The sequence below is a fragment of the Streptomyces sp. CC208A genome (assembly GCF_030010625.1).
Lineage (GTDB): Bacteria > Actinomycetota > Actinomycetes > Streptomycetales > Streptomycetaceae > Streptomyces.
In genome coordinates, this window is the sequence record NZ_JASCXN010000033.1 from 1 (window position 1) to 25,344 (window position 25,344).

The 25,344-nt window shown below is 72.5% G+C and carries 29 protein-coding genes and 1 pseudogene; 25 read left to right on the top strand and 5 right to left on the bottom strand.

What is annotated here, in order from left to right; translation table 11 throughout:
- The 4 genes from QK442_RS28750 to QK442_RS28765 all read left to right on the top strand — a co-directional run.
- On the top strand, positions 1-403 hold a 403-nt coding region (locus QK442_RS28750), incomplete at its 5' end, for an Hsp70 family protein (protein WP_282697006.1).
- Positions 403-1,044: a nucleotide exchange factor GrpE gene (grpE, locus tag QK442_RS28755; protein WP_282697007.1), complete on the top strand. Its 642-nt coding sequence runs from the start codon at positions 403-405 to the stop codon at positions 1,042-1,044. The genes QK442_RS28750 and grpE, both read left to right, overlap by 1 nt.
- 33 nt (positions 1,045-1,077) lie before the next feature.
- Positions 1,078-2,247: a molecular chaperone DnaJ gene (gene dnaJ / locus QK442_RS28760; protein ID WP_282697008.1), complete on the top strand. Its 1,170-nt coding sequence runs from the start codon at positions 1,078-1,080 to the stop codon at positions 2,245-2,247.
- 4 nt (positions 2,248-2,251) lie between these two features.
- Entirely contained in the window at positions 2,252-2,701 is a 450-nt protein-coding gene (locus QK442_RS28765; protein ID WP_282697009.1) for a helix-turn-helix domain-containing protein, read from the top strand.
- Positions 2,702-2,776: 75 nt separating this feature from the next.
- Here QK442_RS28765 and QK442_RS28770 read toward each other — a convergent pair whose 3' ends face one another.
- Positions 2,777-3,760 carry a helix-turn-helix transcriptional regulator gene (locus QK442_RS28770; protein WP_282697010.1) on the bottom strand — a complete coding sequence of 328 codons (984 nt, stop codon included), beginning with the start codon at positions 3,758-3,760 and terminating at the stop codon, positions 2,777-2,779.
- Between the two features lie 125 nt (positions 3,761-3,885).
- Between QK442_RS28770 and QK442_RS28775 the strand changes: the two genes are divergently transcribed.
- Both QK442_RS28775 and QK442_RS28780 read left to right on the top strand, forming a co-directional pair.
- A complete protein-coding gene (locus QK442_RS28775; RefSeq protein WP_282697011.1) occupies positions 3,886-4,152 on the top strand; it encodes a hypothetical protein in 267 nt (88 codons plus the stop codon).
- Entirely contained in the window at positions 4,149-4,469 is a 321-nt protein-coding gene (locus QK442_RS28780; RefSeq protein ID WP_282697012.1) for a (2Fe-2S)-binding protein, read from the top strand. The genes QK442_RS28775 and QK442_RS28780 overlap by 4 nt, the downstream gene beginning before the upstream one ends.
- Before the next feature lie 119 nt (positions 4,470-4,588).
- Here QK442_RS28780 and QK442_RS28785 read toward each other — a convergent pair whose 3' ends face one another.
- Entirely contained in the window at positions 4,589-4,993 is a 405-nt protein-coding gene (locus QK442_RS28785; RefSeq protein ID WP_282697013.1) for a pyridoxamine 5'-phosphate oxidase family protein, read from the bottom strand.
- 119 nt (positions 4,994-5,112) lie between these two features.
- Here QK442_RS28785 and clpB point away from each other — a divergent pair, with 119 nt between their 5' ends.
- The 4 genes from clpB (at position 5,113) to QK442_RS28805 (ending at position 8,884) form a co-directional block, all read left to right on the top strand.
- The gene (gene clpB, locus QK442_RS28790; protein ID WP_282697085.1) at positions 5,113-7,710 is read left to right on the top strand and encodes an ATP-dependent chaperone ClpB; all 2,598 of its coding nucleotides are present in this window, start codon (positions 5,113-5,115) and stop codon (positions 7,708-7,710) included.
- 24 nt (positions 7,711-7,734) lie between these two features.
- The gene (locus QK442_RS28795) at positions 7,735-7,959 is read left to right on the top strand and encodes a hypothetical protein (RefSeq protein ID WP_282697014.1); all 225 of its coding nucleotides are present in this window, start codon (positions 7,735-7,737) and stop codon (positions 7,957-7,959) included.
- A complete protein-coding gene (locus QK442_RS28800; protein ID WP_282697015.1) occupies positions 7,956-8,276 on the top strand; it encodes a type II toxin-antitoxin system PemK/MazF family toxin in 321 nt (106 codons plus the stop codon). Before QK442_RS28795 ends, QK442_RS28800 begins: the two co-directional genes overlap by 4 nt.
- Positions 8,277-8,347: 71 nt before the next feature.
- Positions 8,348-8,884 (top strand): YbjN domain-containing protein, encoded by a 537-nt coding sequence (locus QK442_RS28805; RefSeq protein WP_282697016.1) that lies wholly within the window; start codon positions 8,348-8,350, stop codon positions 8,882-8,884.
- A gap of 59 nt (positions 8,885-8,943) precedes the next feature.
- Here the strand turns inward: QK442_RS28805 and QK442_RS28810 are convergent.
- Positions 8,944-9,390: pseudogene (locus tag QK442_RS28810) on the bottom strand (aminotransferase class I/II-fold pyridoxal phosphate-dependent enzyme); the annotation flags it as partial.
- Between the two features lie 66 nt (positions 9,391-9,456).
- On the opposite strand from QK442_RS28810, the gene QK442_RS28815 reads away from it, so the two are divergent.
- Together QK442_RS28815 and QK442_RS28820 are read left to right on the top strand one after the other, a co-directional pair.
- Positions 9,457-9,942, top strand: coding sequence for a prevent-host-death family protein (locus tag QK442_RS28815; protein WP_282697017.1), 486 nt, complete (start codon positions 9,457-9,459; stop codon positions 9,940-9,942).
- A complete protein-coding gene (locus QK442_RS28820) occupies positions 9,939-10,289 on the top strand; it encodes a hypothetical protein (RefSeq protein WP_282697018.1) in 351 nt (116 codons plus the stop codon). The genes QK442_RS28815 and QK442_RS28820 overlap by 4 nt, the downstream gene beginning before the upstream one ends.
- 77 nt (positions 10,290-10,366) lie before the next feature.
- On the opposite strand, the gene QK442_RS28825 is transcribed toward QK442_RS28820, so the two are convergent.
- Positions 10,367-11,170 (bottom strand): alpha/beta hydrolase, encoded by an 804-nt coding sequence (locus QK442_RS28825; protein ID WP_282697019.1) that lies wholly within the window; start codon positions 11,168-11,170, stop codon positions 10,367-10,369.
- A gap of 160 nt (positions 11,171-11,330) precedes the next feature.
- A complete protein-coding gene (locus QK442_RS28830; protein ID WP_282697020.1) occupies positions 11,331-12,536 on the bottom strand; it encodes a pyridoxal phosphate-dependent aminotransferase in 1,206 nt (401 codons plus the stop codon).
- A gap of 106 nt (positions 12,537-12,642) precedes the next feature.
- Here QK442_RS28830 and QK442_RS28835 point away from each other — a divergent pair, with 106 nt between their 5' ends.
- The 13 genes from QK442_RS28835 (at position 12,643) to QK442_RS28895 (ending at position 25,340) form a co-directional block, all read left to right on the top strand.
- Positions 12,643-12,810 (top strand): hypothetical protein, encoded by a 168-nt coding sequence (locus QK442_RS28835; protein ID WP_282697021.1) that lies wholly within the window; start codon positions 12,643-12,645, stop codon positions 12,808-12,810.
- Positions 12,811-13,115: 305 nt separating this feature from the next.
- On the top strand, positions 13,116-13,634 hold the full coding sequence (locus QK442_RS28840; protein WP_282697022.1) for a DUF2617 family protein: 519 nt from the start codon (positions 13,116-13,118) through the stop codon (positions 13,632-13,634).
- Between the two features lie 92 nt (positions 13,635-13,726).
- The gene (locus QK442_RS28845) at positions 13,727-15,421 is read left to right on the top strand and encodes a polyamine aminopropyltransferase (protein WP_282697023.1); all 1,695 of its coding nucleotides are present in this window, start codon (positions 13,727-13,729) and stop codon (positions 15,419-15,421) included.
- A gap of 71 nt (positions 15,422-15,492) precedes the next feature.
- On the top strand, positions 15,493-16,332 hold the full coding sequence (locus QK442_RS28850) for an SRPBCC family protein (protein ID WP_282697024.1): 840 nt from the start codon (positions 15,493-15,495) through the stop codon (positions 16,330-16,332).
- 99 nt (positions 16,333-16,431) lie between these two features.
- Positions 16,432-17,223: an aldose 1-epimerase gene (locus QK442_RS28855; RefSeq protein WP_282697025.1), complete on the top strand. Its 792-nt coding sequence runs from the start codon at positions 16,432-16,434 to the stop codon at positions 17,221-17,223.
- 25 nt (positions 17,224-17,248) lie between these two features.
- Positions 17,249-17,797, top strand: coding sequence for an orotate phosphoribosyltransferase (pyrE, locus tag QK442_RS28860; protein WP_282697026.1), 549 nt, complete (start codon positions 17,249-17,251; stop codon positions 17,795-17,797).
- 235 nt (positions 17,798-18,032) lie between these two features.
- The gene (fbaA, locus tag QK442_RS28865; protein WP_282697027.1) at positions 18,033-19,055 is read left to right on the top strand and encodes a class II fructose-bisphosphate aldolase; all 1,023 of its coding nucleotides are present in this window, start codon (positions 18,033-18,035) and stop codon (positions 19,053-19,055) included.
- A 116-nt stretch (positions 19,056-19,171) separates the two neighbouring features.
- Positions 19,172-20,626, top strand: a complete 1,455-nt coding sequence (locus tag QK442_RS28870; RefSeq protein WP_282697028.1) for an MFS transporter — start codon at positions 19,172-19,174, stop codon at positions 20,624-20,626.
- 30 nt (positions 20,627-20,656) lie between these two features.
- Entirely contained in the window at positions 20,657-21,070 is a 414-nt protein-coding gene (locus tag QK442_RS28875) for a DUF3151 domain-containing protein (RefSeq protein ID WP_282697029.1), read from the top strand.
- A gap of 237 nt (positions 21,071-21,307) precedes the next feature.
- Positions 21,308-22,111 carry a DUF3152 domain-containing protein gene (locus QK442_RS28880; RefSeq protein WP_282697030.1) on the top strand — a complete coding sequence of 268 codons (804 nt, stop codon included), beginning with the start codon at positions 21,308-21,310 and terminating at the stop codon, positions 22,109-22,111.
- Positions 22,112-22,233: 122 nt separating this feature from the next.
- Complete coding sequence (locus QK442_RS28885) at positions 22,234-23,097, top strand: tryptophan 2,3-dioxygenase (protein WP_282697031.1); 864 nt, start codon at positions 22,234-22,236, stop codon at positions 23,095-23,097.
- Positions 23,090-24,310, top strand: a complete 1,221-nt coding sequence (gene kynU, locus QK442_RS28890; RefSeq protein ID WP_282697032.1) for a kynureninase — start codon at positions 23,090-23,092, stop codon at positions 24,308-24,310. The genes QK442_RS28885 and kynU overlap by 8 nt, the downstream gene beginning before the upstream one ends.
- 160 nt (positions 24,311-24,470) lie before the next feature.
- Positions 24,471-25,340 carry an alpha/beta hydrolase gene (locus QK442_RS28895; protein WP_282697033.1) on the top strand — a complete coding sequence of 290 codons (870 nt, stop codon included), beginning with the start codon at positions 24,471-24,473 and terminating at the stop codon, positions 25,338-25,340.
- The last annotated feature ends 4 nt before the right edge of the window (positions 25,341-25,344 follow it).

The window sequence follows — 25,344 nt, forward strand, 5'->3', positions numbered from 1 at the left end:
GGTCGACCGGATGCGCCAGGAGGCCGAGCAGTACGCGGAGGAGGACCACCGCCGCCGCGAGGCCGCCGAGGCCCGCAACCAGGGCGAGAACCTCGTCTACCAGACCGAGAAGTTCCTCAAGGACAACGAGGACAAGGTCCCGGGTGACGTGAAGTCCGAGGTCGAGGCCGCCGTCGCCGAGCTGAAGGAGAAGCTCAAGGGCGAGGACAACGCCGAGATCCGCACCGCCACCGAGAAGGTCGCGGCCGTCTCCCAGAAGCTCGGCCAGGCCCTCTACGCCGACGCCCAGGCCGCGCAGGCCGGGGGCGGCGCCGGGGCGGCCGGCCAGGCCCAGTCCCAGGACGACGACGTCGTCGACGCCGAGATCGTCGACGACGAGAAGCCGAAGGGTGGCGCTGCCTGATGTCGGAGGAGACCCCGGGCTTCGAGGAGAAGCCCGACGTCCCCGCCGACGGCACGCCCGAGGAGCCGAAGGCCGCCGACTCCGCCGACCGTGCGGAGGGGGCGGCCCCGGCCGGGGACGCTACGGACGTAGCCCTGCTGGCGCAGCTGGACCAGGCCCGTACCGCGCTCGACGAGCGCACCGCGGACCTCCAGCGGCTCCAGGCCGAGTACCAGAACTACCGGCGCCGGGTCGAGCGGGACCGGGTCACGGTCAAGGAGGTCGCCGTCGCCGGCCTCCTGTCCGACCTGCTCCCGGTCCTCGACGACATCGGCCGGGCCCGGGACCACGGCGAGCTCGTGGGCGGCTTCAAGTCGGTCGCCGAATCCCTGGAGACCGTCGTCGCCAAGATGGGGCTCCAGCAGTTCGGCAAGGAGGGCGAGCCCTTCGACCCGACGGTGCACGAGGCCCTGATGCACAGTTACGCGCCGGACGTCACCGAGACGACCTGCGTGGCGATCCTGCAGCCGGGGTACCGGATCGGCGAGCGGACCATCCGGCCCGCCCGCGTGGCCGTCGCCGAGCCCCAGCCGGGCGCTCAGCCCGGCGGTGCCGCGGCGAAGGCCGAGGAGTCGGACGACTCCGAGCAGGACAGCGAGTAGGAGCCGTACCCGTACGCGGGAGGAGGGACGTCGATGAACACGAAGGACTTCGTCGAGAAGGACTACTACAAGGTCCTCGGCGTCCCCAAGGACGCCACCGACGCCGAGATCAAGAAGGCGTACCGGAAACTCGCCCGCGAGAACCATCCGGACGCCAACAAGGGCGACACGGGCGCCGAGGCGCGCTTCAAGGAGATCTCCGAGGCGAACGACGTCCTCGGCGACCCCAAGAAGCGCAAGGAGTACGACGAGGCCCGCGCGCTCTTCGGGAACGGAGGCTTCCGGGCCGGCGGGCCCGGCGGCGGCTCGTTCAACTTCGACCTGGGCGACCTCTTCGGAGGCGGCGCCCAGGGCGGCGCCGGCGGCTTCGGCGGGGGCGGCCTCGGGGACGTCTTCGGCGGCCTGTTCAACCGCGGCGGCGCGGGTCCCCGCACCCAGCCCCGCCGCGGCCAGGACATCGAGTCCGAGGTGACGCTCAGCTTCACCGAGGCCATCGAGGGCGCGACCGTACCGCTGCGGATGTCCAGCCAGCAGCCGTGCGCGGCCTGCTCCGGCACCGGCGACAAGAACGGCACCCCCCGGGTGTGCCCGACCTGCGTCGGCACCGGCCAGGTCTCGCGCGGCAGCGGCGGCGGCTTCTCGCTGACCGACCCGTGCGTGGACTGCAAGGGCCGGGGCCTCATCGCCGAGGACCCCTGCGAGGTCTGCAAGGGCTCCGGCCGGGCCAAGTCCTCGCGCACCATGCAGGTCCGGATCCCGGCGGGAGTCTCCGACGGGCAGAAGATCCGGCTGCGCGGCAAGGGCGCGCCGGGCGAGCGCGGCGGTCCTCACGGCGACCTGTTCGTCGTGGTGCACGTCGACGCCCACCCGGTCTTCGGCCGCAAGGACGACAACCTCACCGTCACGGTGCCGGTCTCCTTCACGGAGGCGGCGCTCGGCGGCGAGATCAGGGTGCCGACCCTCGGCGGCCCCGCGGTCACGCTCAAGCTGCCCGCGGGCACCCCGAACGGCCGGACGATGCGCGCCCGCGGCAAGGGCGCGGTCCGCAAGGACGGCACGCGCGGCGACCTGCTGGTGACGGTGGAGGTCGCGGTGCCGAAGGAGCTGGACGACAAGGCCCGCGAGGCCCTGGAGACCTACCGTGAGGCGACCGCCTCCACGGACCCCAGGGCCGAGCTGTTCCAGGCGGCGAAGGGAGCGTGACGCGGTGGAAGGGCGCCGGCGCAATCCGTACGAACTGACCGACGAGACACCGGTGTACGTCATCTCGGTGGCGGCCCAGCTGTCGGGGCTGCACCCGCAGACCCTGCGCCAGTACGACCGCCTGGGCCTGGTCTCCCCGGACCGCACGGCCGGGCGGGGCCGCCGCTACTCGGCCCGCGACATCGAACTGCTCCGCCAGGTGCAGCAGTTGTCGCAGGACGAGGGCATCAATCTGGCCGGTATCAAGCGCATCATCGAGCTGGAGAACCAGGTCGCGGCGCTCCAGGCCCGTGTCTCCGAGCTCTCGGCGGCCGTCGAGGGCGCGGCGGCCGCGATGCGCCAGCGCGAGGCCCAGGTGCACGCCTCCTACCGGCGCGACCTGGTCCCGTACCAGGACATGCAGCAGCCGAGCGCCCTGGTGGTCTGGCGGCCGGCGCCGAAGCGCGGCGAGTAGCACCGCGGACCCTGTGACCGGGCCCCTCCCCATGCCGGGGGAGGGGCCCGGTCGTGTCCGTCGGTGTGCCGCCGCTCAGTCGTCGCGGTCCAGGATGCCGGAGCGGGCGATCAGGTAGCCGAGTTGGGCGCGGCTGCCGCTGCCGAGGGTGGCCGCCAGTTTGGCGATGTGGGCGCGGCAGGTGCGTACGTTCATGCCGAGGCGCCGGGCGATGGCCTCGTCGACGTGTCCCTCGACGAGGAGTTTGGCGATGGAGAGCTGGATGCCGCTGACGCCCTCGACGGAGGTCGTGTAGGGGACCTCCGCCTCCCACGGGACGCCGTAGAGCCAGAACTGGTCGAAGACGCCCACGAGATAGCGCACGAGGCCCTCGTGGCGCAGTTCCAGGGCGACGCGCCGGTCGGTGCGGGCGGGCACGAAGGCGACCTTGCGGTCGACGACGATCAGTCGGTCGACGATCTCCTCCAGGGTGCGGACCTCCAGGCCGTACGGGCCGATCCGCTCCACGTACCCCATGGTGGCGGAGTGGTGCCGGGCGGTGTGCTGGTAGAGGGTCCGCATCCGGATGCCGCGTTCCAGGAGGGGTTCCACCCGGCGCAGGCCGTCCTGGACGACCTCGGGCTTGCGGCCGCTGCCGGGCTGGATGGTGAGCAGTTCCTCGCCGCACTCGTCGAGGACGCGGTCGAGCGCGTCGTTGATGGCGTCGAGCCCCTCCAGGACGGTGATGGCCTGGACGGCGGAGGGGTCGGGGGTGCTGATCGACATGAACGGCTCGAAGGCGTCGGCCAGTTCCAGGGCCCGCTGCCGCTGCTGCTGGATCTCCTGCTCGATGGGGTGGACCAGCTTGTTCAGGGCGACCGACGGCGGTACGGGGCGGAGCCAGCGCACGTCGTCGGGATCGGTGCGGAGCAGGGCCAGGTCGATGAGACAGGGGTCGCCGTCGAGGTCCTCGCGGGCTATCCGGCCGGCGCGCAGAGCGGCGGCGTACCGGGCTTTTCCGGCATCGCACGGCACTCCGGGGAGATGGCCGGTGTCCATTCCCTCCCGTATTGACACCATGTGGGCCCCCCTCAGGGTCTTGAATTACAGGAACATGATGCCTGGCGGTGGTGGCAGAAGGGATCGGTGTGAGTCATCGTTTTGGACGCGGGGGAGGTAGTGATTAAAAGAGGTGGAGATCGGCCATGACCAGGATGGTTCGTGCACTTGGCGCCATAGCTTTCGCCGCCGCGGCTGCTGTCGGCGCTCTCGCCCTCAACGGCGAACCGACGTGGGACGCTCCGCCCGCGCACGTCGTCGCGGCTCCGAACGAGCCGACGTGGGACTTCGCCCCGGTCGCCGATCGGGAGCCCACGTGGGACTTCGCGCAGGGCGAGCCGACGTGGGACTTCGCCCCCGTCGCCGAGCGGGAGCCCACGTGGGACTCCGCTCCGCTGGACCTCGACGCATGACCGTCCCTCCGGACGACCGGGTCTTCCGCAGGGAGATGGCCTCGGCCTACCGGTCCGGCTGGCACTTCGTCGATCTCGTCACGGCCATCCCCCACCGTGGCGACTCGCTGAAGGTCACCCTGTTCGGAGAACCTGTGATCGTCGCGCGGGAGCAGGACGAGGACGTCCGGGCCTACCGGTGCCTCAGGCGTCCGCGCGGTGCCCCGCAGCCGATCCGCTGTGCCATCCGGTACGGCATGATCTTCGTCAACCTCGACCAGCGGGACCACCGGCTGATCGAGCCCGAGACCCTCACCGCCACCCCCCGCAGTGCCTGAGCGATGCCCCCGTCGTTGTAGATCGCTCAGGTGCTTCCCCCACACAACGGCGCCATCGCGGACCTGAAACGCGATGGCGCCGTTGTGCTTTGTCCGGAAGTCGGCCGTGTCCGGAAGCCTCAGGCGCGGCCCATCGCCCTCGTGAGGGCGATCTCGATGACGACCCGGTCCGGGTTGGGCGTGGGCGTGCGGCCGTAGCGCTCCGCGTAGCGCGCCACCGCGTCCGCGACCGTCTCCGCCTCCGTACGGATGCGGGCGACGCCCTCCAGGGTGGCCCAGCGGCCCTTGTCGACCTGGCAGACCGCGACCCGTGCCCCTTCCGGGCCGGCCGCCAGGACGTTCGCGACCTTCCGGCTGTGCTTGTTGGTGATGACCCGCGCCAGGCCGTTCCCGGGGTCGTACGTGACGCCCACCGCCACCACGTGCGGGGTGCCGTCCGGGCGCGGGGTGGTCAGCGTGCACATGTGGTACTCGCGCCAGAAGCTGAGGTACGAGTCCGTGGGGTTCCTCGGGTCAGTGGCCATGCCCGGAAACTACCGCCGTTCCGCCCCGCTCCGATACCTTGAGCGGAATAGACTCAACTTTATGTACGCTGTATGAGTCAGAGAACGTGAAGGACCACACCCAGGAGGAGACCCCGCACGTGGACGCCGAACTGACCAACAGGAGCCGGGACGCCCTGAACGCGGCGAGCAGCCGCGCCGTGTCCCAGGGGCACGCCGATCTGACCCCCGCGCACCTTCTGCTCGCGCTGCTGGAGGGTCAGGACAACGAGAACATCACCGACCTCCTCGCCGCCGTCGACGCCGACCAGGCCGCCGTCCGCGCCGGGGCGGAGCGGCTGCTCGCCGCGCTGCCGAGCGTGACCGGCTCGACCGTCGCGCCGCCGCAGCCCAACCGCGAGCTGCTCGCCGTCATCGCCGACGCCTCCGAGCGCGCGAAGAAGCTCGGCGACGAGTTCCTGTCCACGGAGCACCTGCTCATCGGCATCGCCGCCAAGGGCGGCAGGGCCGGTGAGGTCCTCGACCGGCAGGGCGCGACCGCCCGCCGCCTCCAGGACGCCTTCGAGAAGGCCCGGGGCAGCCGCCGCGTGACCACCGCCGACCCGGAGGGCTCGTACAAGGCCCTGGAGAAGTTCGGCACGGACTTCACCGCCGCCGCCCGCGAGGGCAGGCTCGACCCGGTGATCGGCCGCGACCACGAGATCCGGCGCGTGGTGCAGGTCCTGTCCCGGCGCACCAAGAACAACCCGGTCCTCATCGGCGAGCCCGGCGTCGGCAAGACCGCCGTCGTCGAGGGCCTCGCCCAGCGGATCGTGAAGGGCGACGTCCCCGAGTCGCTGCGGAACAAGCGCCTGGTCTCCCTGGACCTCGGCGCGATGGTCGCCGGCGCCAAGTACCGCGGCGAGTTCGAGGAGCGGCTCAAGACCGTCCTCTCCGAGATCAAGGAGAGCGACGGCCAGATCATCACCTTCATCGACGAGCTGCACACCGTCGTCGGCGCGGGCGCCGGCGGCGACTCCGCCATGGACGCCGGCAACATGCTGAAGCCGATGCTGGCCCGCGGCGAGCTCCGCATGGTCGGCGCCACCACCCTCGACGAGTACCGCGAGCGGATCGAGAAGGACCCCGCCCTGGAGCGCCGCTTCCAGCAGGTCCTCGTCGCCGAGCCGTCCGTCGAGGACACGGTGGCCATCCTGCGCGGACTCAAGGGCCGGTACGAGGCCCACCACAAGGTGCAGATCAACGACTCCGCCCTGGTGGCCGCCGCGACCCTCTCCGACCGGTACATCACCTCCCGCTTCCTCCCCGACAAGGCCATCGACCTCGTCGACGAGGCCGCCTCCCGGCTCCGCATGGAGATCGACTCCTCGCCGGTCGAGATCGACGAGCTCCAGCGCGCCGTCGACCGGCTCCGCATGGAGGAGCTGGCCCTCGCCAAGGAGACCGACCCGGCGAGCGTGCAGCGCCTGGAGAAGCTGCGCCGCGACCTCGCCGACCGCGAGGAGGAGCTGCGCGGCCTCACCGCCCGCTGGGAGAAGGAGAAGCAGTCCCTCAACCGGGTCGGCGAGCTGAAGGAACGCCTCGACGAGACCCGCGGCCGCGCCGAGCGCGCCCAGCGCGACGGCGACTTCGACACCGCCTCCAAGCTGCTCTACGGCGAGATCCCGACCCTGGAGCGCGAGCTGGCGGAGGCCACCGAGGCCGAGCGCGAGGTCCAGAAGGACACCATGGTCAAGGAGGAGGTCGGACCCGACGACATCGCCGACGTCGTCGGCGCCTGGACCGGCATCCCCGCCGGCCGCCTCCTGGAGGGCGAGACGCAGAAGCTGCTCCGCATGGAGGAGGAGCTCGGCAAGCGGCTCATCGGCCAGACCGAGGCCGTCCGGGCCGTCTCCGACGCGGTGCGCCGCACCCGCGCCGGGATCGCCGACCCCGACCGGCCCACCGGCTCCTTCCTCTTCCTCGGCCCCACCGGCGTCGGCAAGACCGAGCTGGCGAAGGCGCTCGCGGACTTCCTCTTCGACGACGAGCGGGCCATGGTCCGCATCGACATGTCGGAGTACGGCGAGAAGCACAGCGTCGCCCGCCTGGTCGGCGCGCCGCCCGGCTACGTCGGCTACGAGGAGGGCGGCCAGCTGACGGAGGCGGTCCGCCGCCGCCCGTACAGCGTCGTCCTCCTCGACGAGGTCGAGAAGGCGCACCCGGAGGTCTTCGACATCCTGCTCCAGGTCCTCGACGACGGCCGCCTCACCGACGGCCAGGGCCGCACGGTCGACTTCCGCAACACGATCCTGATCCTCACGTCGAACCTGGGCAGCCAGTTCCTGATGGACCCGGTGACCGGCGCGGAGGAGAAGCGGCAGCAGGTCCTGGAGGTCGTCCGGGCCAGCTTCAAGCCGGAGTTCCTCAACCGCCTCGACGACCTGGTGGTCTTCTCGGCGCTCGACAAGGCCGAGCTGGGCCGGATCGCCCGCCTCCAGATCGACCGCCTCGCCAAGCGCCTCGCCGAGCGGCGCCTCACCCTGGACGTCACCCCGGCGGCCCTGGAGTGGCTGGCCGACGAGGGCAACGACCCGGCGTACGGCGCACGCCCGCTGCGCCGCCTCATCCAGACGGCGATCGGCGACCGGCTCGCCAAGGAGATCCTGGCGGGCGAGGTCGTGGACGGCGACACGGTGCGGGTGGACAGGGACGGGGACGAGCTGATCGTGGGAGCGGCCACGGGCAAGACCTTGTAACACGTTTTGCGATACGCTGTCTCCATGGGAACGCTGAACGTCCGTACGGACGAGGCCATGGAGACAGCCATAAGGACACTCGCCGAGGAGTACGGCTCGCGTACCGAAGCTGTGCGGTACGCGCTGCTGCACACCTACCGGGAGAAGCTCATCGCACAGGCGAAGGCGGATGCGGAGCGTCTTGCGGCGGATCCGGACGACCGGGCCGAGATGCTGGCCATCCAGCGCTTCATGGGCGTCACGGAGTGATCTTCCGGGGGGCGCTCTACGAGCTCAGGGCCATGCCCGGAGCCCGAGGACACGAACAGCAGGGCCATCGCTATGCGGTAGTGATCCAGTCCGACCGGTTCGCCACCACCGCGGTGACGGTGGCCCTCACGTCGGCGAGCGCGGGACACGCCGTCTACCGTCCGGAGATCGAGCTCGACGGCAAGACGACGCGGATCCTGACCGACCAGATCCATACGGTCGATCCGAGCCGTCTGGGCGACTTCAAGGGAGCCCTTGACGCCGACGAGCTGAGGGACCTGGATCGGGCCCTCATGCTCAAGCTCGGCCTCTTCTGATCGGGTCGGGGTTGCCACAACCCGCCCGCCATGGGGGAGGATGGCGACATCCGTACGAAGGGAAACACCCGGTGAGCATCGACCCGTCCTCGATTCCGAATTTCGGGGCACAGCCCCAGCCGCAGGCAGGACCGGCGGGCCCCGTCGTCCCCGACCAGGACCTCGTGAAGCAGCTCTTGGACCAGATGGAGCTGAAGTACGTCGTCGACGACGAGGGTGACCTCGCGGCGCCGTGGGAGGACTTCCGCACGTACTTCATGTTCCGTGGCGAGGCCGAGCAGCAGGTGTTCTCGGTGCGCACGTTCTACGACCGTCCGCACGCCGCCGACGACCGCGCCAAGGTCCTGGACGCGATCGACGACTGGAACCGCCGCACCCTGTGGCCCAAGGTCTACACCCACCTGCACGAGGAGGAGGACGGCTCCGCCACCCTCCGCCTCATCGGTGAGGCGCAGATGCTGATCGGCACCGGCGTCGCCCTGGAGCACTTCGTCTCCTCCACGGTGAGCTGGGTCCGCGCCTCCATCGAGTTCGACAAGTGGATCGTCGAGCAGTCCGGCCTGGTCTCCGCCGAGGAGAAGCCCGAGGACGGCGGCGACGAGGCCTGAGCCTCCCCGCACCACCCGGAAGCCGGCCCTCCCTCTCGGGAGGGCCGGCTTCCGGCGTCTCAGGCCGGCCGCTTGAGCCGGTCCACCGCCTCCTGGAGGACTTCGGTCTTCTTGCAGAAGGCGAACCGGACGAAGAGGGAGCCCGCCTCCCGGTGGTCGTAGAAGACGGCGTTCGGGATGGCGACCACCCCGGCCCGCTCCGGCAGCGAACGGCAGAAGGCGAAGCCGTCGGTGGCGCCGAGGGGACGGATGTCGGTGGTGACGAAGTACGTCCCCGCCGGCCGGTACACCGCGAACCCGGCCTGCGCGAGCCCCCCGCTCAGCAGGTCCCGCTTGGCCCGGAGGCCGGCGCGCAGCCCGTCGTAGTACGTGTCGGGCAGGCGCAGCGCCTCGGCGACCGCGTACTGGAACGGCCCGGACGAGACGTAGGTGAGGAACTGCTTCGCCGGGCGGACGGCCGCGGTCAGCTCCTGGCTCGCCGTGGTCCAGCCGACTCCGCGTCCACTCACCTGATTTCTGGGGCCGACTGGTTGAGCATGGCAGTCAGAACACAGTCCGATTACAGTCTGAGTATGGGCATCGTGTACTCGGCATCGGAATCGGAATCCGTATCGTTCACTGATCTGTCCCGGAACCCGAAGGCGGTCGCCGCGAGGGCCGCCGCCTTGGGACGCCTCCGTGTCACGCACCGGGACGCGCCCGACATGGTGCTGACCACGGCCGTACACGCGGAGCGCACCGAGGAGAACCTGACCATCGCGTCCCGACTGTTCCTTGCACTGATGAAGCAGGACGGCGGCGCGGGGTCGCTTCTGCTCGCATTGCCCGAGGTGTTCCCCTGGGTGCGTCACCTGGACGACGAGGAGGTCCGGGCATTCACCGTCGAGCTCCTGGACGCGCTGTCCGACGCCGCCGAGCTGGGCGCCAGGGAGGCTGTGCATCGGGCGATCGTCTCGTGGCGGGCGACCGCCCGCATCAACGCCGATCCCGACCAGCTCAGGGAAGCGCTCCGCCCACTCGGCGATGTCGATCTAGGCCCGGTCGAGGTGCACGAGTGAGCCCGAAGAAAGGAGATCGGGTCAGTGTCCCTCCGCTGAGCGGCTGGAATGTCATCTACGGGACGACGGAGGCCGCGACCGGCTGGGAGGAACCGTGCCGGGTGGCGCTGCCGAACGCGCATCGCTGTCTGGAGGCCCTTCGTACGGACCCGCTGTCGCGGTCCCACCGGAACCGTCAGCACCAGCTCCGAGGCAGGCATGCCACCAGGGAATGGAAGGGCTCCGAGCTGGAGCAGTGGGAGTACGAGATCACCAGTGGCGGCCGGGTCCGCTACCTGGTCAGCCCGGAAACCTCGACCGTGATCCTCGTGTACGCCTCTCCGCGGCATCCGAAGGACACCGAATAGCCTCAGCGGGCAGAGGACCAGCCCCTTGAAGCCGGCCGCTCTCCGGCCCTCCTCCCGGTGCCGCCGACGGTGGGCCGTCAGCGGAAGACCCGCTCGGCCGCCTCCCGGATCGTGCCCGCCAGTGTTTCGGGGGCTGTGCGGTGAGCAGTGTGTCCCTGCCCGGGGAGCGTGACGACCCGCGTGTTCGGCAGGGCGACCGCCAGGTCGGCCAGTCGCTCCCTCAGATGGGCCGGACTTCTGTCACCCTCGACCAGTGTGGTCGGCACGTCGAGCCCCCTGAAGCGGTCGACGCCGACCCCGAGCGCGTCAAGCGCGTCGATGTCGGCGAGCCCCGCTGCCACCTTCGCGGTGAACGCGGTCCGCGCCTTCGGGTCCACGATCAGCCCTTCAGCCGGCTCCGCGGGCTCTTGGGCGATGTCACGCAGATGGATCCGCAACGCCTCGCGAGGATCTCCCGCGGCGAGGGCCTCGCGGGCGCGTCGGGCCGCTTCCGCTCCGACCAACGACCGGGTGGGTACCGGAGGTTCGTAGAGGAACAGGCCTGCGAACGTCCTGGGCGCCTGCACAGCGGCTTCCAGCGCGGCGACCGCCCCCGAGGAGTGTCCGACGAGGAGCACGGGTCCGTCGAGGAGTCCGGTGATCGCGAGAATGTCCGCAGCCTCGACGGCCATCGAGTACGCAGGCGGAACACTCGTCCCGGGAACGTAGATGCGACGGGCGACCCTGACCACCCGGAAATCGTCGATCAGCGACCGCAGGACGCCATCCCAGGACCTGGCGCTCTCACCGCCTCCGTGGACGAGGAGCACCGTCGGCCCTCCGCCGTCATCGAGCGCTGTGATGGGCGTGCCGTCAGCCGACGTCGCGAGAAGCTCAGCCATGCGTACAAGCGTGCGGCGTCCTGCGGGCGGTGAGCAACCGCCACGGTCCGCCCGCCCGGACCTCCCCGAGCGGGCGACACCGCCACCGCACCCTTCGAGTACGGACCTCAGCGGTTCGGCAGCACTCGGTGGGCTCATCCGGAACGAAGGAGATGCCAGTTCAGGACGCCAAGCGACGCAGACGGGCGGTGGCCTCTTGAAGCACGTCGGTCTTCTTGCAGAAGGCGAAGCGGACCTGGGTGCGGCCGGTGTCGGGGTCGTCGTAGAAGACGGAGTTGGGGATGGCGACGACGCCGCAGCGTTCGGGGAGGGCGCGGCAGAAGGCGTGGGCGTCCTTCTCGCCGAGGGGAGTGATGTCGGTGGTGATGAAGTAGGTGCCCTGGGGCTGGTAGACCTCGAACCCGGCGGCGCGCAGGCCGTCGCCGAGCAGGTCGCGCTTGCGTCGCAGGTCGGCGCGGAGGTTGTCGTAGTACGTGTCGGGGAGGCGGAGCGCTTCGGCGATCGCGTACTGGAAGGGGCCCGAGCCGACGTAGGTCAGGTACTGCTTGGCGGTCCGGACGGCGGTCACGAGCTCCCGTGTGCCGGTAGCCCAGCCGACCTTCCAGCCGGTGAAGGAGTACGTCTTGCCGGCCGAGCCGATGGTGACGGTCCGCTCGCGCATGCCGGGCAGGGTCGCGATCGGCAGATGGGCGGCGCCGTCGAAGACCAGGTGCTCGTAGACCTCGTCGGTGACGACCAGGAGGTCCCGTTCGACGGCCAGTTCGGCGACGGCGGTGAGCTCGGCCCGGGTGAGGACGGTGCCGGTGGGGTTGTGCGGGGTGTTGAGGAGGATCAGGCGGGTGCGGGGGGTGACGGCGGCCCGCAGCTCGTCGAGGTCGAGGACGAAGCGTCCATCAGCGGCTCCGCCGCGGGGGCCCTCGTGGGGGCGGAGGGTGACGGGGACGCGGGTGCCGCCAGCCATCGCCACGCAGGCCGCGTACGAGTCGTAGTACGGCTCCAGGGCGATGACCTCGTCGCCGGGCCCGACCAGGGCCAGCAGGCTCGCCGCGATGGCCTCGGTGGCGCCCGCGGTGACCAGGACCTCGGTGTCGGGGTCGTACTCCAGGCCGTAGCGGGCGCGCTGGTGGTCGGCGATCGCGGTGCGCAGTTCGGGGATGCCCGGGCCCGGCGGGTACTGGTTGCCGCGGCCCTCGCGCAGGGCCCGTACCGCCGCCTCGCGCACCTCCTCGGGGCCGTCGGTGTCGGGGAAGCCCTGACCGAGGTTGATCGCCCCGGTCCTTGCGGCGAGCGCGGACATCTCGGCGAAGATCGTCGTCCCGAACTCCGCGAGCCGGCGGTTGAGCGGCGCACTTGTCATGGCGGTCATCCTGGGCCGAAGCTCTGGACTTCCTCAAGTGCGCTTTGGCGTCGGCGCGGGGTGGGAATCCCCCGGGCAGAGGCGGCAGGGCGCCGCCGGACGGGGGACGAGGACGATGGAATTCCTGATCGTGGTGGTCATGGTCGTCGTGGTGGTCGGCCTGATGATGGCCGGCTCCGGCGGCGGGAAGAAGAAGCGGCGCGGCGGCTGGTCCGGTGGGAGCGGGGGTGGCGGCTGCGGCGGGTCCGGCTGTGGGGGCGGCGGCTGCGGCGGGGGCGACTGACGGGGCAACGGGCCCGGGACGAGGCGGGATTGGCGTTCTTCCGGGCCCCGTCGGCCGCGCGGCGATCGATTTCGCTTGAACAAGTGAACTGAAAGGTCCCCGAAGGGGATGGAAACCGCAGCAAGTTGGGTAAAAAGGCTGCGGGTCGTCCGGAGTCCGTGGTTCTCTCGCTCCTGACAGAGACAGCCCTCGGACCGTGTGTGGACCCGAGCCGGCGACCCCGCACCCCCGCCCCCCACTCCTGCCGCTATCCCCTCCGGGGCGCCCCCGGCCCACCCGTCAAACCGTGTTTGCGGAGCCGACCCATGCTCACCACCCTGAAGACCTCCTACACCGACACGCGCGCGGCCGACCTGGCCTGGGCGCTGGGCCGCGAGCCGCTGCCCGCGCTCGCCGTGCTCGACCTCGAACTCTCCGGCGCCAAGCTCCAGTTGAGGCTCCTTGGCGCCTCCCACCAGGTCCTGCTGGAGGAGGCGGGCCGCAACTGCTCCGAGACCGTCGCCTGCATGCCGGGCAGCAGCACCCCGCTGCCGCTCGGCGTCTCCAAACGCATCGGCGAATGGGAGTACGAATTCGCCGCGCGGGTCGAGACGCTCACGCAGGGCTCCTTCGCGGGCCGGGCGCAGGAGCTGCTCGCGCTGGTCGCCGACCACCCCCACGGCCTGGCCGGCACCTTCCCCGGCTCGCCGCACGCCTTCACCGCGATGCTGGCGCAGCGTCACGAGGGGCAGGTGCGGTGGCGGACCTGGCACGCCTACCCACAGGAAGGACAGCTCGTGGTCACCCGCACCAGGATCGGCGCCCGGATGCCCGCCACACTCTGAACGCCCTGCGTGGTCCGACGCGCCTCCTTCCGCCCCAGGTGCACTCGTGTGGGTGACAAGGGGCGAGGGGTTCGTGACGTAGCGTTACGGTCATGATCGAGCCGACCGCGACCCTGTCACCCCCGAGGGTGCGACGCCGACCGCCGCCGCGGCCGCGCGACAGGATGCGGTGGCCGGTCCTCGTCGTCGTCTTCGTCTGCGCCGCCTGCGGCCTCGTCTACGAGCTCGAACTCGTCGCCCTCGCCTCGTACCTGCTCGGCGACTCGGTCACGCAGGCGTCCGTCGTGCTCTCCGTGATGGTCTTCGCGATGGGCCTGGGCTCGCTCCTCGCCAAGCGGCTGCGCTGCCGTGCCGCCGTCGGCTTCGGCCTGGTCGAGGGCGCGCTCGCGCTCATCGGCGGCACCTCGGCCCTGGTGCTGTACGCCTGCTTCGCCTGGTTCGGCGAATCGCGCTGGGTGCTCGTGGCCTTCTCGCTCTCCATCGGGGTGCTCGTCGGCGCGGAGATCCCGCTCCTCATGTCCCTCATACAGCGGGTGCCGGAACGGTCCGCCGCCACCGGCGGGCCGGGCCGGCCCGGCCGGTCGGGGCGGTCCCGTCCGGCCCGCGACCCCGACGACGCGGCCGGCACGGTCGCCGACCTCTTCGCCGCCGACTACGTGGGCGCGCTCGTCGGCGGCCTCGCCTTCCCCTTCCTGCTGCTGCCCTGGCTCGGCCAGCTGAGCGGCGCACTCGTCACCGGCGCGGTCAACGCGGTGGCGGGCGCGGCGCTGGTGCTCTGGCTCTTCCGCCACGACCTCACCACGCGTGGCCGCGCGCTCGTCGTCGGCGTCAACGTCGCCGTCCTCGCCGTCCTCGCCACCGCGACCGCCCTCGTCGGCGACTTCGAGGAGGCCGCCCGCCGGGCCGTGTACGGGGAGCGGGTGCGGGTCGCCGTCCACACCGAGCTCCAGGAGGTCGTGGTCACCGGCGGCCCCGAGGGCCCGCCCGACCTCTACCTCGACGGCCGGCTGCGGGTCGCCGGAGAGGACGAGTACCGCTACCACGAGGCGCTCGTCCACCCCGCGATGAACGGGCCGCACGCGCGCGTCCTCGTCGTCGGCGGCGGCGACGGCCTCGCCGCCCGCGAGGTGCTCCGCTACGGCGACGTCCGCTCCGTCACCGTCGTCGAGATCGACCCCGGCGTCGTCCGGCTCGCCCGCACCGACCCCGCGCTCGCCGCCCTCAACGAGCAGGCCTTCCACGACCCGCGCGTGCGGGTCGTCCACGCCGACGCCTTCCACTGGCTGAGGGCCTCCGCCGACCGCGTGCAGGAACGGTACGACGTGGTGGTCTCCGACCTGCCCGACCCCGGGATCACCCCCAGCACCAAGCTGTACGCCCAGGAGTTCTACGGCCTCGCCGCCCGCGTCCTCGCCGACGGCGGCCGGCTCGTCGTGCACGCCGGATCCGCCACCGACCGGCCCCGCACCTACTGGACCGCCGACGCCACCCTGCGCGCCGCCGGTTACGCCACCCGGCCCTACAGCGCCGAGGGCCGCGCCCCCGGCTTCGCCGCGGGACCCGACCGGGCCGACGGGGCCGGCGGCACCCGCCGCGAACCCGACGACTGGGGCTTCCTGCTCGCCGTCCGCGGCGACCGGCCGCCCGCCCTCGGACTCGCCCCGGACGCGCCCCCGCTCCGCTCCCTCGCCCCCCGCGACCTGCCCGCCGCCGCCCGCCGCGCCGAACGCACCCGGATCGGCGGACTGCCGCCCTCGACGCTGATCCACCCCCGGTACGGCCACTGAGTCCCGCGTACGGCCACTGAGCGGGGGACAACGGGCGACGCGGGGCGCCCCGCTGAGTAGGCTCGTTTCCCATGGAGCATGAGGTGTTCGTCCCGGTCCCGGCCGCGGCCCTGCGGGCCACCCTCACCGACCCGGACCGGGTGGCGCGCTGCGTGCCCGGCCTCCAGCGCGACGTCTCCGAGGAGGCGTCCGAGGCGGGCGAGGACCTCGTCGGGCGGTTCAGGCTCCGCGTCGGCGGCCACACCATCACCTACCGGGGCGGCCTGCGGATCGTCGAACGGGACGGGGCCATCACCTACGAGGGCGAGGGCACCGAGGCCCGCGGCAAGGGGGTCGCCGAGATCTCCCTGACCGTCGTCCTCACCCCGGCGGCCGAAGGCACCGGCCTCAGCTTCACCGGCGCCCTCACCGCCACCGGCCGGCTCGCCGCGGAGCCCGAGGAGGCCCGGGAGGCCGCCCGCACCCGGCTCCTGGACGCCTTCGTGGAGGCCGCCGCCGCCCTCGCCGCCGAGGAGGCCCTGGAGGAGGAGCCCGAGGAGTCCGAGGCGGCCGCGGAGGCCCCCGAAGGAGAGACCTCTTTCGGCACCGGTGGTTTCGACGGCGGTTTCGACGACGAACTCGACAGCGGCTTCGACGAGGACGCGGTCGAGGCCTTCGGCGAGAGCGTGTTCCCCGAGCCCGCGGGACCGCCGGACCTCCCGCAGCCCGCCGAGGCCGCCCACGCGCGCCGGACGATGATCGGCCGGAGCGCCGAGGAGGTCGACCACGCCCCGCCGCGCGGCCGGTACGCCCCCGTCCCCGCCCCCGAGCCCAGCGGCGCAGGCGCCACCCTCCGCTGGGTCGCCCCCGCCGCCGCCCTCGCCCTCGCCTCCGCGGTCATCGTCGGCCGCGCCCTGCGCCGCCGCCGCTGAGACCGCCGCCGCTGAGACCGGAGCCGCTGAGACCGGAGCCGTTGAAACGGCGCCATTGAAACGGTCCAACCAACTGGCCCCAGGACTTAGGGTCGTGGCGTGAGCAACCTGACGCGACTGACGGCGGGCGACGCCGAGCTGACCATCAACCCCGAGCACGGCGGCCGGATCGAGAGCCTCCGCATCGCCGGCACCGAGCTCCTGAAGCAGGGCGAGCGCTACGGCAGCTTCCCGATGGTGCCCTGGTGCGGCCGGACCGGGAACGGTCTGTTCCGCGACGGCGCCACCACCCACCGGCTGCCCGTCGACGCGGCCCCCCACGCCATTCACGGCACCGTCCGCCACCGCCCCTGGACGGTGGCCCGGACCTCCGCCACGGAGGCCGTCCTCACCTGCGAGCTCGACGACCCGTGGCCGTACAAGGGCAGGGTCACCCAGGTCCTCGAACTGGCCGGGGACCGGCTGACGCTGCGGTTCGGGGTGGAGGCGTACGACGACTCCTTCCCGGCGCAGGCCGGCTGGCACCCCTGGTTCCTGCGGAACCTCGGGCGGGGCGGCGAGGACGTACGGATCGGCTTCACGCCCGGCTGGCAGGAGGAGCGCGGCGACGACCACCTGCCCACCGGGCGCCGCGTCGCCCCCACCCCCGGCCCCTGGGACGACTGCTTCGGCATGCCCGACGGTGTCGACGTCACCCTCACCTGGCCGGGCGAGCTGGAGCTCAGGATGACCAGCCGCGCCGAGTGGGTCGTCATCTACGACGAGCCGGAGGACACGGTCTGCGTCGAGCCGCAGTCAGGACCGCCGAACGGCCTCAACACCCACCCCCGCCTGGTCACCCCCATCGACCCCCTGGAGGTCGAGAGCGTCTGGGCCTGGCAGCGGCTCTGAGCCCGGCGCCCTTAAGCTCAGGAGCATGACTGACGTACGCGCTGAACTGCTCCAGCAGATCAAGGACAAGGCCGTGGTGCACGGCAAGGTGACCCTCTCCTCGGGTCTGGAAGCCGACTACTACGTGGACCTGCGCCGGATCACGCTGGACGGGGCGGCGTCGCCGCTGGTCGGCCAGGTCATGCTCGACCTGGTCGAGGACCTCGACTTCGACGCGGTCGGCGGCCTCACCCTGGGCGCCGACCCGGTCGCCACCTCGATGCTGCACGCCTCCGCCGCGCGCGGCGAGCGCCTGGACGCCTTCGTCGTCCGCAAGGCCGCCAAGGCCCACGGCATGCAGCGCCAGGTCGAGGGCCCGGACATCAAGGGCCGCCGGGTCCTGATCGTCGAGGACACCTCCACCACCGGCGGCTCTCCGCTGACCGCCGTCGAGGCGGCCCGCGCCGCCGGTGCCGAGGTCGTCGCCGTCGCCACGATCGTGGACCGCGCCACCGGGGCCGGCGAGAAGATCAGCGGCACGGCGGGCGTCCCGTACCTCTACGCCTACGCGCTCGACGAGCTCGGTCTCGCCTAGCCGCACGGACGAACCGCCGCGAAGTCGTGACGTAGGCCGGGGACCCCGGCGTATGCGGTCCTGACCTGTGCTTTTCCCCTGGGGCGGGGTGTTTCACGTGAAACACCCCGCCCCTCGGCGTGCAGTGCCCGTGGGAGCCCGGGCAGGAGTCTGGAAAGATGGCACCGACGATGACGTCGCCCCTAGGTCAGGGACACAGCAACGCCCACACCCGCACATCACAAGGAGCGGACGAATGCCCATCGCAACCCCCGAGGTCTACGCCGAGATGCTCGACCGGGCGAAGGCTGGCAAGTTCGCCTACCCGGCCATCAACGTGACCTCGTCCCAGACCCTCCACGCGGCGCTGCGCGGCTTCGCCGAGGCCCAGAGCGACGGCATCATCCAGATCTCGACCGGCGGCGCCGAGTTCCTGGGCGGCCAGTACAGCAAGGACATGGTCACGGGCGCCGTCGCCCTGGCCGAGTTCGCCCACATCGTCGCCGCGAAGTACGACATCACCGTCGCGCTGCACACCGACCACTGCCCCAAGGACAAGCTGGACGGCTACGTCCGCCCGCTGCTCGACATCTCCGCCGAGCGCGTCGCCCGGGGCGAGAACCCGCTCTTCCAGTCGCACATGTGGGACGGCTCCGCCGAGACCCTGGCCGACAACCTGGCCATCGGCCAGGAGCTGCTCGCCAAGGCCGCCGCCGCCAACATCATCCTCGAGGTCGAGATCACCCCGACCGGTGGTGAGGAGGACGGCGTCAGCCACGAGATCAACGACGAGCTGTACACCTCCGTCGACGACGCGATCCGCACCGCCGAGGCCCTGGGCCTGGGCGAGAAGGGCCGCTACCTGCTCGCCGCCTCCTTCGGCAACGTGCACGGCGTCTACAAGCCGGGCAACGTCGTCCTGCGCCCCGAGCTCCTCAAGGACCTCCAGGCCGGTGTCGGCGAGAAGTTCGGCAAGAGCTCGCCGTTCGACTTCGTCTTCCACGGCGGCTCCGGCTCGACCGCCGAGGAGATCGCCACCGCCATCGACAACGGCGTGGTGAAGATGAACCTCGACACCGACACCCAGTACGCCTTCACCCGTCCGGTCGTGGACCACATGTTCCGCAACTACGACGGCGTCCTGAAGGTCGACGGCGAGGTCGGCAAGAAGTCCACCTACGACCCGCGCACCTGGGGCAAGCTCGCCGAGGCGGGCATGGCCCAGCGCGTCACCGAGGCGTGCGAGGCGCTGCGCTCGGCCGGCAAGAAGCTGAAGTAAGTCCGTACGCGAAAGGGCCCGGCACCCGCTGAGGGCGCCGGGCCCTTTCGCGTACCCGCGTACCCGCCCCCGGACCCGGGGAGGCACGCGCCCCCGGAACGGGGGATCATGCAGGCATGAGTGCGGCGGCTGGGCCCGAGGTGCGGATGGCCTCAGGGACGGGGCGGTGGATCGTCTTCACGACCGTCCTCGGCTCGGGGATGGCGCTGCTCGACTCGACCGTCGTCAACGTGGCGCTGCCGCACATCGGCGAGGACCTCGGCGCCGACCTCGCCGTGCTCCAGTGGACCGTCAACGCGTACATGCTGACGCTGGCGGGGCTGATCCTGCTCGGCGGCTCGCTCGGCGACCGGTACGGGCGCCGCCGGGTCTTCGTCGTCGGCGTGGTGTGGTTCGCGCTCGCCTCGCTGCTGTGCGGGCTCGCCCCGAACGCCGAGGTGCTCGTCGCGGCCCGCGCCCTCCAGGGCGTCGGCGGGGCGCTGCTCACCCCCGGTTCCCTCGCCCTCATCCAGGCGAGCTTCCACCCCGACGACCGGGCCAGGGCGGTCGGCCTGTGGTCCGGCTTCGGCGGGGTCGGGGCGGCGATCGGGCCGTTCGTCGGCGGCTGGCTGGTCGACGGGCCCGGCTGGCGCTGGGTCTTCCTCCTGAACGTGCCGCTCGCCGCCCTCTGCGTGCCGGTCGCGCTGCGGCACGTGCCCGAGTCGCGGGACGAGACCGCGCACGGCCGGCGCTTCGACGTGCTGGGCGCGGTGCTCGGCGCGGCGGGCCTCGGCCTCGTCACGTACGCGCTGATCAGCGCGGTGTGGTGGGCGGGAGTGGCGGGTGTGGTCGTCGGCGCCGGGTTCGTGGCGGTGGAGCGGCGGCGGGGCGAGCGGGCGATGGTGCCGCCGTCGATCTTCCGCTCCCGGCTTTTCACCGCGGTGAACCTGGTGACGCTGTGCGTGTACGCGGCCTTCGGCGGCTTCTTCTTCCTCGTCGTGATCCAGCTCCAGGTCGTCTCCGGCTACTCGGCCCTCGCCGCCGGTACGGCCCTGCTGCCGACGACCGTCCTGATGCTGCTGCTCTCCGCGAAGGCCGGCGAGCTGGGGGAGCGGATCGGGCCGCGCATCCCGCTGACCGTGGGCCCGCTGCTGTGCGCCGCCGGGATGCTGCTGATGCTGCGGGCCGGGGAGGACGCCTCGTACGTACGGGACGTGCTGCCGGCGCTGCTGGTGCTCGGCGCCGGCATGACGACCCTGGTGGCGCCGCTGACCGCGACGGTCCTGGCCTCCGTCGCCGTCTCCCGCGCCGGGCTCGCCAGCGGCATCAACAACGCGGCGGCGCGGGCGGCCGGTCTGGTCGCGGTGGCGGCGCTGCCGCTCCTGACGGGCATGGGGCCGGAGACGTACCGCTCGCCGGTGGAGTTCGACGCGGCGTTCGGCCGGGCGATGCCGATCTGCGCGGGGGTGCTCGCCGTCGGCGCGCTCCTCGCCTGGACGACGATGCGCACCCCCGCCGAGCTGACGTGCCACCCCGAGTGCCGGCACCACTGCGGAGTGGCCGCCCCGCCCCTGGACCCGGGCACCTCCTGAGCCCGCCGCCGGTGGGGCAGACTGGGGGGCATGGTCACTCATGAGAATCTGCTGGGCGGGCCCGCGCCCACCCGTCTGCCCGACGAGCCCGAGCCGCGTGAGCTGATGGCGCAGGGCGCCGCGCCCGCCGACGTCGCCGCGAAGTACCCGACCTCCTCGCTCGCGTGGGCGCAGCTCGCGGACGACGCCTTCGAGGCGGGCCGCGTGGTGGAGTCGTACGCCTACGCCCGCACCGGCTACCACCGGGGGCTCGACGCGCTGCGCCGCAACGGCTGGAAGGGCCACGGTCCGGTGCCGTGGGAGCACGAGCCGAACCGCGGCTTCCTGCGGGCCCTGCACGCGCTGGCGCGGGCGGCCGGGGAGATCGGCGAGCAGGACGAGTACGAGCGGTGCACGACCTTCCTGCGGGACTCGTCGGAGACCGCCGCCGAGACGCTGGGCTGACCCCGGCCCCCCAGGGGGTTCGCCCCCGGCCGGTACGATCCCCCGGACCGGCCTGAACAGGGGGGAACTGTCGTGGGCAAGCGGGGGGCGCCTGACCGGCGCCATCAGAACCGGCAGAACCGGCAGAACCGGCAGAACCGGCAGAACCGGCAGAACGGGCCGAGGGGGAGGAGCCGCCGCCGCGGGGGGACGCGGGTCACGCGCCGCGGGCGGTTCGTCCTGACGACCCTGGTCCTGATGGGGGTCTCGCTCGGCGCGGGCGTGGCGCTCGCCCACTTCCAGGACGGGGGCGGTGTGGAGGACTCCGCCGCGCCCCCGCCCGTGGCGGCGCCGGAGACGCCGACGACGGCCGCCCCGGCGCCGACCCGCACGCCCACGCCCACGGCCACGGCCACGCGGAAACCGAAGCCGAAGCCGGACCCCACGAAGCCGACGGCGACCGCGACCGCGACCGCGAAGAAGCCCGCGACCGTGCCGAAGTCCGGCCCGGGGACCTTCACCACCGCCTCCGGCTCCGGCAAGGTCACCGGCACCGGCGGGAAGCTGCGCCGGTACCGGGTGCAGGTCGAGCAGGGCATCGACCTGTCGGCGCGCACGGCCGCCCGGGAGATCGAGGCGATCCTCGCCCATCCGCGGAGCTGGGCCGCGCACGGCAGGGGCCGCTTCCAGCTGGTCGAGTCGAACGCCGACTTCGTGATCCGGATCGCCACCCCCGACACCGCCGACGCGCTCTGCGCCCGGCAGGGCTTCAACACGCGCGGCGAGCTGAACTGCGAGACCGCCGACGGCGTCGTGGTGAACCTCAAGCGGTGGATGCTGGGCTCGCCGACCTTCGCGGGGCCGCCGGAGGAGTACCGGCACCTGATCATCAACCACGAGGTGGGGCACGAGATCGGCATCCGGCAGCACATGGGCTGCGGCGGTCCCGGCAAGCCCGCGCCCGCGATGATGCAGCAGATCAAGGGCCTCAACGGATGTCGTTCGAACGCTTTTCCGTATGACGAAGGGGGGGTCTACATCACCGGTCCGATCGTGTCATGATGCGCATGGGACGGCGCGCGCGGAAGCGTGCCTCCTGAGGGGACCGGGGCTCCCGTGGCACGCCGCTGAGCGCGCACGGTGGAGCGGACCGCTACCCGGTAGTTCGTATCGAGGAGACAGAAATGTCGACCTACCAGGGTTCTCCCGATGCCTCCGGAGCCGGTGCGGTCGCCGAAGACGCGCCGAACCTCGACTTCGCGGGCACCACGCCGTACGAGGACTACGTCCAGGCGGACGTCCTCACCCACCTCCAGCACCTCCGCTCGGACGACCCCGGCGAGATGGTCTTCCTGGTCACCACCCAGGTCATGGAGCTGTGGTTCACGGTGATCGTCCACGAGTGGGAGACCGCGAGCCGCGCCCTGCGCGAGGACCGGCTGCCGGTCGCGATCGACGCGCTCAAGCGCTCGGTCCGCGAGCTGGAGGCGCTCAACCACTCCTGGCGCCCGCTCGCCCAGCTCACCCCCGCCCAGTTCAACTCCTACCGCGGCGCGCTCGGCGAGGGCTCCGGCTTCCAGTCGGCGATGTACCGGCGCATGGAGTTCCTGCTCGGCGAGAAGTCCGCGTCCATGCTCGTCCCGCACCGGGGCGCGCCCCGCGTCCACGCCGAGCTGGAGAAGGCGCTGCACGAGCCGAGCCTGTACGACGAGACGCTCGCCTTCCTCGCCCGGCGCGGCCTGCCCGTGCCGCCGTCCGTCCTCGGCCGTGACCTCACCCAGCGGTACGAGCCGTCGGCGCAGGTCGAGGCCGTGTGGGCGTCGCTGTACGCGGCGCCCGAGGAGCACGACGAGCTGGTCCGCCTCGGCGAGGCGCTGAGCGACGTCGCCGAGCTGGTCTGGCGCTGGCGCAACGACCACCTGGTGGCGACCCGGCGCGCGATGGGCGCCAAGACCGGCACCGGCGGCTCCGCGGGCGTGGCCTGGCTGGAGAAGCGCGCCCAGAAGAACGTGTTCCCCGAGCTCTGGACGGCCCGCAGCCATGTCTGACCCCAAGGATCTCAAGCAGGAGGCCGAGCGCCTCGACGCCGCCGACCCGCTCGCCGCCCACCGGGCCAAGTTCGCCCTCGACGAGGAGACCGTCTACCTCGACGGCAACTCGCTCGGCGCGCTCCCCGCCCACGTCCCCGCCCGGATGGCCGAGGTCGTCGGCCGCGAGTGGGGCGAGCTGCGGATCCGCTCCTGGGACGAGTCGGGCTGGTGGACCGCCCCCGAGCGGATCGGCGACCGGATCGCCCCGCTCGTCGGCGCCGCCCCAGGACAGATCGTGGTCGGCGACTCGACCAGCGTGAACGTCTTCAAGGCGGTCGTCGCGGCGGCCCGCCTCGCGGGAGGAGCCGGGGAGGGACGCGACGAGATCCTGGTGGACGGGACGACCTTTCCCACGGACGGGTACATCGCCGAGTCCGCCGCCCGGATGACCGGTCACCGGATCGTGGCCCTCGACCCGGCCGACATCCCCGGCGCGGCGAACGAACGGACGGCGCTCGCACTCGTCAACCACGTCGACTACCGCACCGGCCGCCTCCACGACCTGCCCGGCACCACCGCCGCCCTCCACGCGGCGGGCGCGCTGGCCGTCTGGGACCTGTGCCACAGCGCGGGTGCCCTGCCGGTCGGCCTCGACGCGCACGGCGTCGACCTGGCCGTCGGCTGCACGTACAAGTACCTCAACGGCGGCCCCGGCTCGCCCGCGTACCTGTACGTCGCCGAGCGCCACCAGGCCCGCTTCGACTCGCCGCTGCCGGGCTGGACCTCGCATGCCGACCCCTTCGGCATGACCCCCGGCTACCGGGCCGCCGACGGCGCCGTCCGGGGCCGCGTCGGCACCCCCGACATCCTGTCGATGCTCGCCCTGGAGGCGGCGCTCGACGTGTGGGACGGGGTCGCGGTCGAGGAGGTGCGCGCCAAGTCCCTCGCCCTCACCGACTTCTTCCTGGAGTGCGTGCGGGCGTACGTCCCCGAGGGCCGGGTCGTGCCGGTCACCCCGGAGCCGCACGGCGAGCGCGGCAGCCAGGTGGCGCTCAGCTGCCCGGACGCGCCGGTCGTGATGCCCGAGCTGATCAAGCGCGGTGTGGTCGGCGACCTGCGCCGCCCGGACCTCCTGCGGTTCGGCTTCACCCCGCTGTACGTCGGCTTCGCGGACGCGGAGCGGGCGGCGCGGGTGCTCGCCGAGGTGCTCGCCGGGCTTCCGGCCGACTGACGGGCGACCGACGGCCGGTGACCTTTCGTCAGGTCGCCGTCAGGTCGTCGTCAAGTCGTCGGCAGGTCGGATCTTCACCTGATCTGCGGGGCCCGGACCCTGATACGGTCCCCGCAGGTCAGGCCGATTCGGCCCCGTCACCGAGAGGTTGGAACACCCCATGCCGGACCCCGCCGCGCGCGACGCCGCCGAAGAGGCATCGGCCTTCTCGCACCCGGCCGTCCCCCCCGACGCCACCGCCGCGTACGGCGAACACCCCGATCAGCTCGTCGACTTCTACGCCCCCCGCACCGGCGCCGGGCGCGCCCCGCTCGTCGTCGTCCTGCACGGCGGCGCCTGGCGGGCCCCCTACGACCGGCGGCACATCAGCCCCTTCGCCGGCTTCCTGGCACGCCGCGGCTTCGCCGTCGCCAGCGTCGAGTACCGGCGTGGCCCCGGCCTGCCCCACCAGGACGGTACGGCCCCGGTCGCGGGCCGCTGGCCGGAGACCTTCGACGACGTGGCCGCCGCCCTCGACGCCGTACCGGAACTCGCCGCCGCGCACCTGCCGCGGGCCGACCCGTACCGCACGGTCCTCACCGGGCACTCGGCCGGCGGCCAGCTCGCCCTGTGGGCGGCGGCCCGGCACGTGCTGCCCGCGGGCTCTCCCTGGCGGCTGCCCGCCCCGCCCGCGCTGCGCGGCGTCGTCGCCCTCGCCCCCATCGGCCACTTCGAGCGCGCCCGCGAGCTCGACGTGTGCGGAGGCGCGGTCACCCAGCTCCTGGGCGGCGAGGAGACATACGACGAACGGGCCGCCGCCGCCGACCCGGCGCGGCTGCTGCCCACCGGCATCGCCACCGCCCTCGTCCAGGGCCGCGAGGACGTCGTCGTCCCCGCCGAGGTCGCCGACGCCTTCGTGGAGGCGGCGGCGAAGGCGGGTGAGACGGTCGGCCTGACGCTCCTGGAGGACGTCGGCCACTTCCCGCTGATCGACCCGGCGGCCGACGCGTGCGCGGTGGTCGCGGAGGAGCTCGCGCAGCTGGCTTTCTAGACCC

Bases quoted from the DNA above. Each gene is read 5' to 3' on its own strand.
- QK442_RS28885 (WP_282697031.1), top strand. From the start codon at position 22,234: ATGTCGACCTACCAGGGTTCTCCCGATGCCTCCGGAGCCGGTGCGGTC.
- QK442_RS28780 (WP_282697012.1), top strand. From the start codon at position 4,149: ATGACCGTCCCTCCGGACGACCGGGTCTTCCGCAGGGAGATGGCCTCG.
- kynU (WP_282697032.1), top strand. From the start codon at position 23,090: ATGTCTGACCCCAAGGATCTCAAGCAGGAGGCCGAGCGCCTCGACGCC.
- QK442_RS28770 (WP_282697010.1), bottom strand. From the start codon at position 3,760: ATGGTGTCAATACGGGAGGGAATGGACACCGGCCATCTCCCCGGAGTG.
- QK442_RS28825 (WP_282697019.1), bottom strand. From the start codon at position 11,170: ATGGCTGAGCTTCTCGCGACGTCGGCTGACGGCACGCCCATCACAGCG.
- QK442_RS28840 (WP_282697022.1), top strand. From the start codon at position 13,116: ATGCTCACCACCCTGAAGACCTCCTACACCGACACGCGCGCGGCCGAC.
- QK442_RS28895 (WP_282697033.1), top strand. From the start codon at position 24,471: ATGCCGGACCCCGCCGCGCGCGACGCCGCCGAAGAGGCATCGGCCTTC.
- QK442_RS28880 (WP_282697030.1), top strand. From the start codon at position 21,308: ATGGGGGTCTCGCTCGGCGCGGGCGTGGCGCTCGCCCACTTCCAGGAC.
- QK442_RS28835 (WP_282697021.1), top strand. From the start codon at position 12,643: ATGGAATTCCTGATCGTGGTGGTCATGGTCGTCGTGGTGGTCGGCCTG.
- grpE (WP_282697007.1), top strand. From the start codon at position 403: ATGTCGGAGGAGACCCCGGGCTTCGAGGAGAAGCCCGACGTCCCCGCC.
- QK442_RS28795 (WP_282697014.1), top strand. From the start codon at position 7,735: ATGGGAACGCTGAACGTCCGTACGGACGAGGCCATGGAGACAGCCATA.
- fbaA (WP_282697027.1), top strand. From the start codon at position 18,033: ATGCCCATCGCAACCCCCGAGGTCTACGCCGAGATGCTCGACCGGGCG.
- QK442_RS28870 (WP_282697028.1), top strand. From the start codon at position 19,172: ATGAGTGCGGCGGCTGGGCCCGAGGTGCGGATGGCCTCAGGGACGGGG.
- QK442_RS28830 (WP_282697020.1), bottom strand. From the start codon at position 12,536: ATGACCGCCATGACAAGTGCGCCGCTCAACCGCCGGCTCGCGGAGTTC.
- QK442_RS28775 (WP_282697011.1), top strand. From the start codon at position 3,886: ATGACCAGGATGGTTCGTGCACTTGGCGCCATAGCTTTCGCCGCCGCG.
- QK442_RS28815 (WP_282697017.1), top strand. From the start codon at position 9,457: ATGGGCATCGTGTACTCGGCATCGGAATCGGAATCCGTATCGTTCACT.
- QK442_RS28875 (WP_282697029.1), top strand. From the start codon at position 20,657: ATGGTCACTCATGAGAATCTGCTGGGCGGGCCCGCGCCCACCCGTCTG.
- QK442_RS28850 (WP_282697024.1), top strand. From the start codon at position 15,493: ATGGAGCATGAGGTGTTCGTCCCGGTCCCGGCCGCGGCCCTGCGGGCC.
- QK442_RS28845 (WP_282697023.1), top strand. From the start codon at position 13,727: ATGATCGAGCCGACCGCGACCCTGTCACCCCCGAGGGTGCGACGCCGA.
- QK442_RS28785 (WP_282697013.1), bottom strand. From the start codon at position 4,993: ATGGCCACTGACCCGAGGAACCCCACGGACTCGTACCTCAGCTTCTGG.
- dnaJ (WP_282697008.1), top strand. From the start codon at position 1,078: ATGAACACGAAGGACTTCGTCGAGAAGGACTACTACAAGGTCCTCGGC.
- pyrE (WP_282697026.1), top strand. From the start codon at position 17,249: ATGACTGACGTACGCGCTGAACTGCTCCAGCAGATCAAGGACAAGGCC.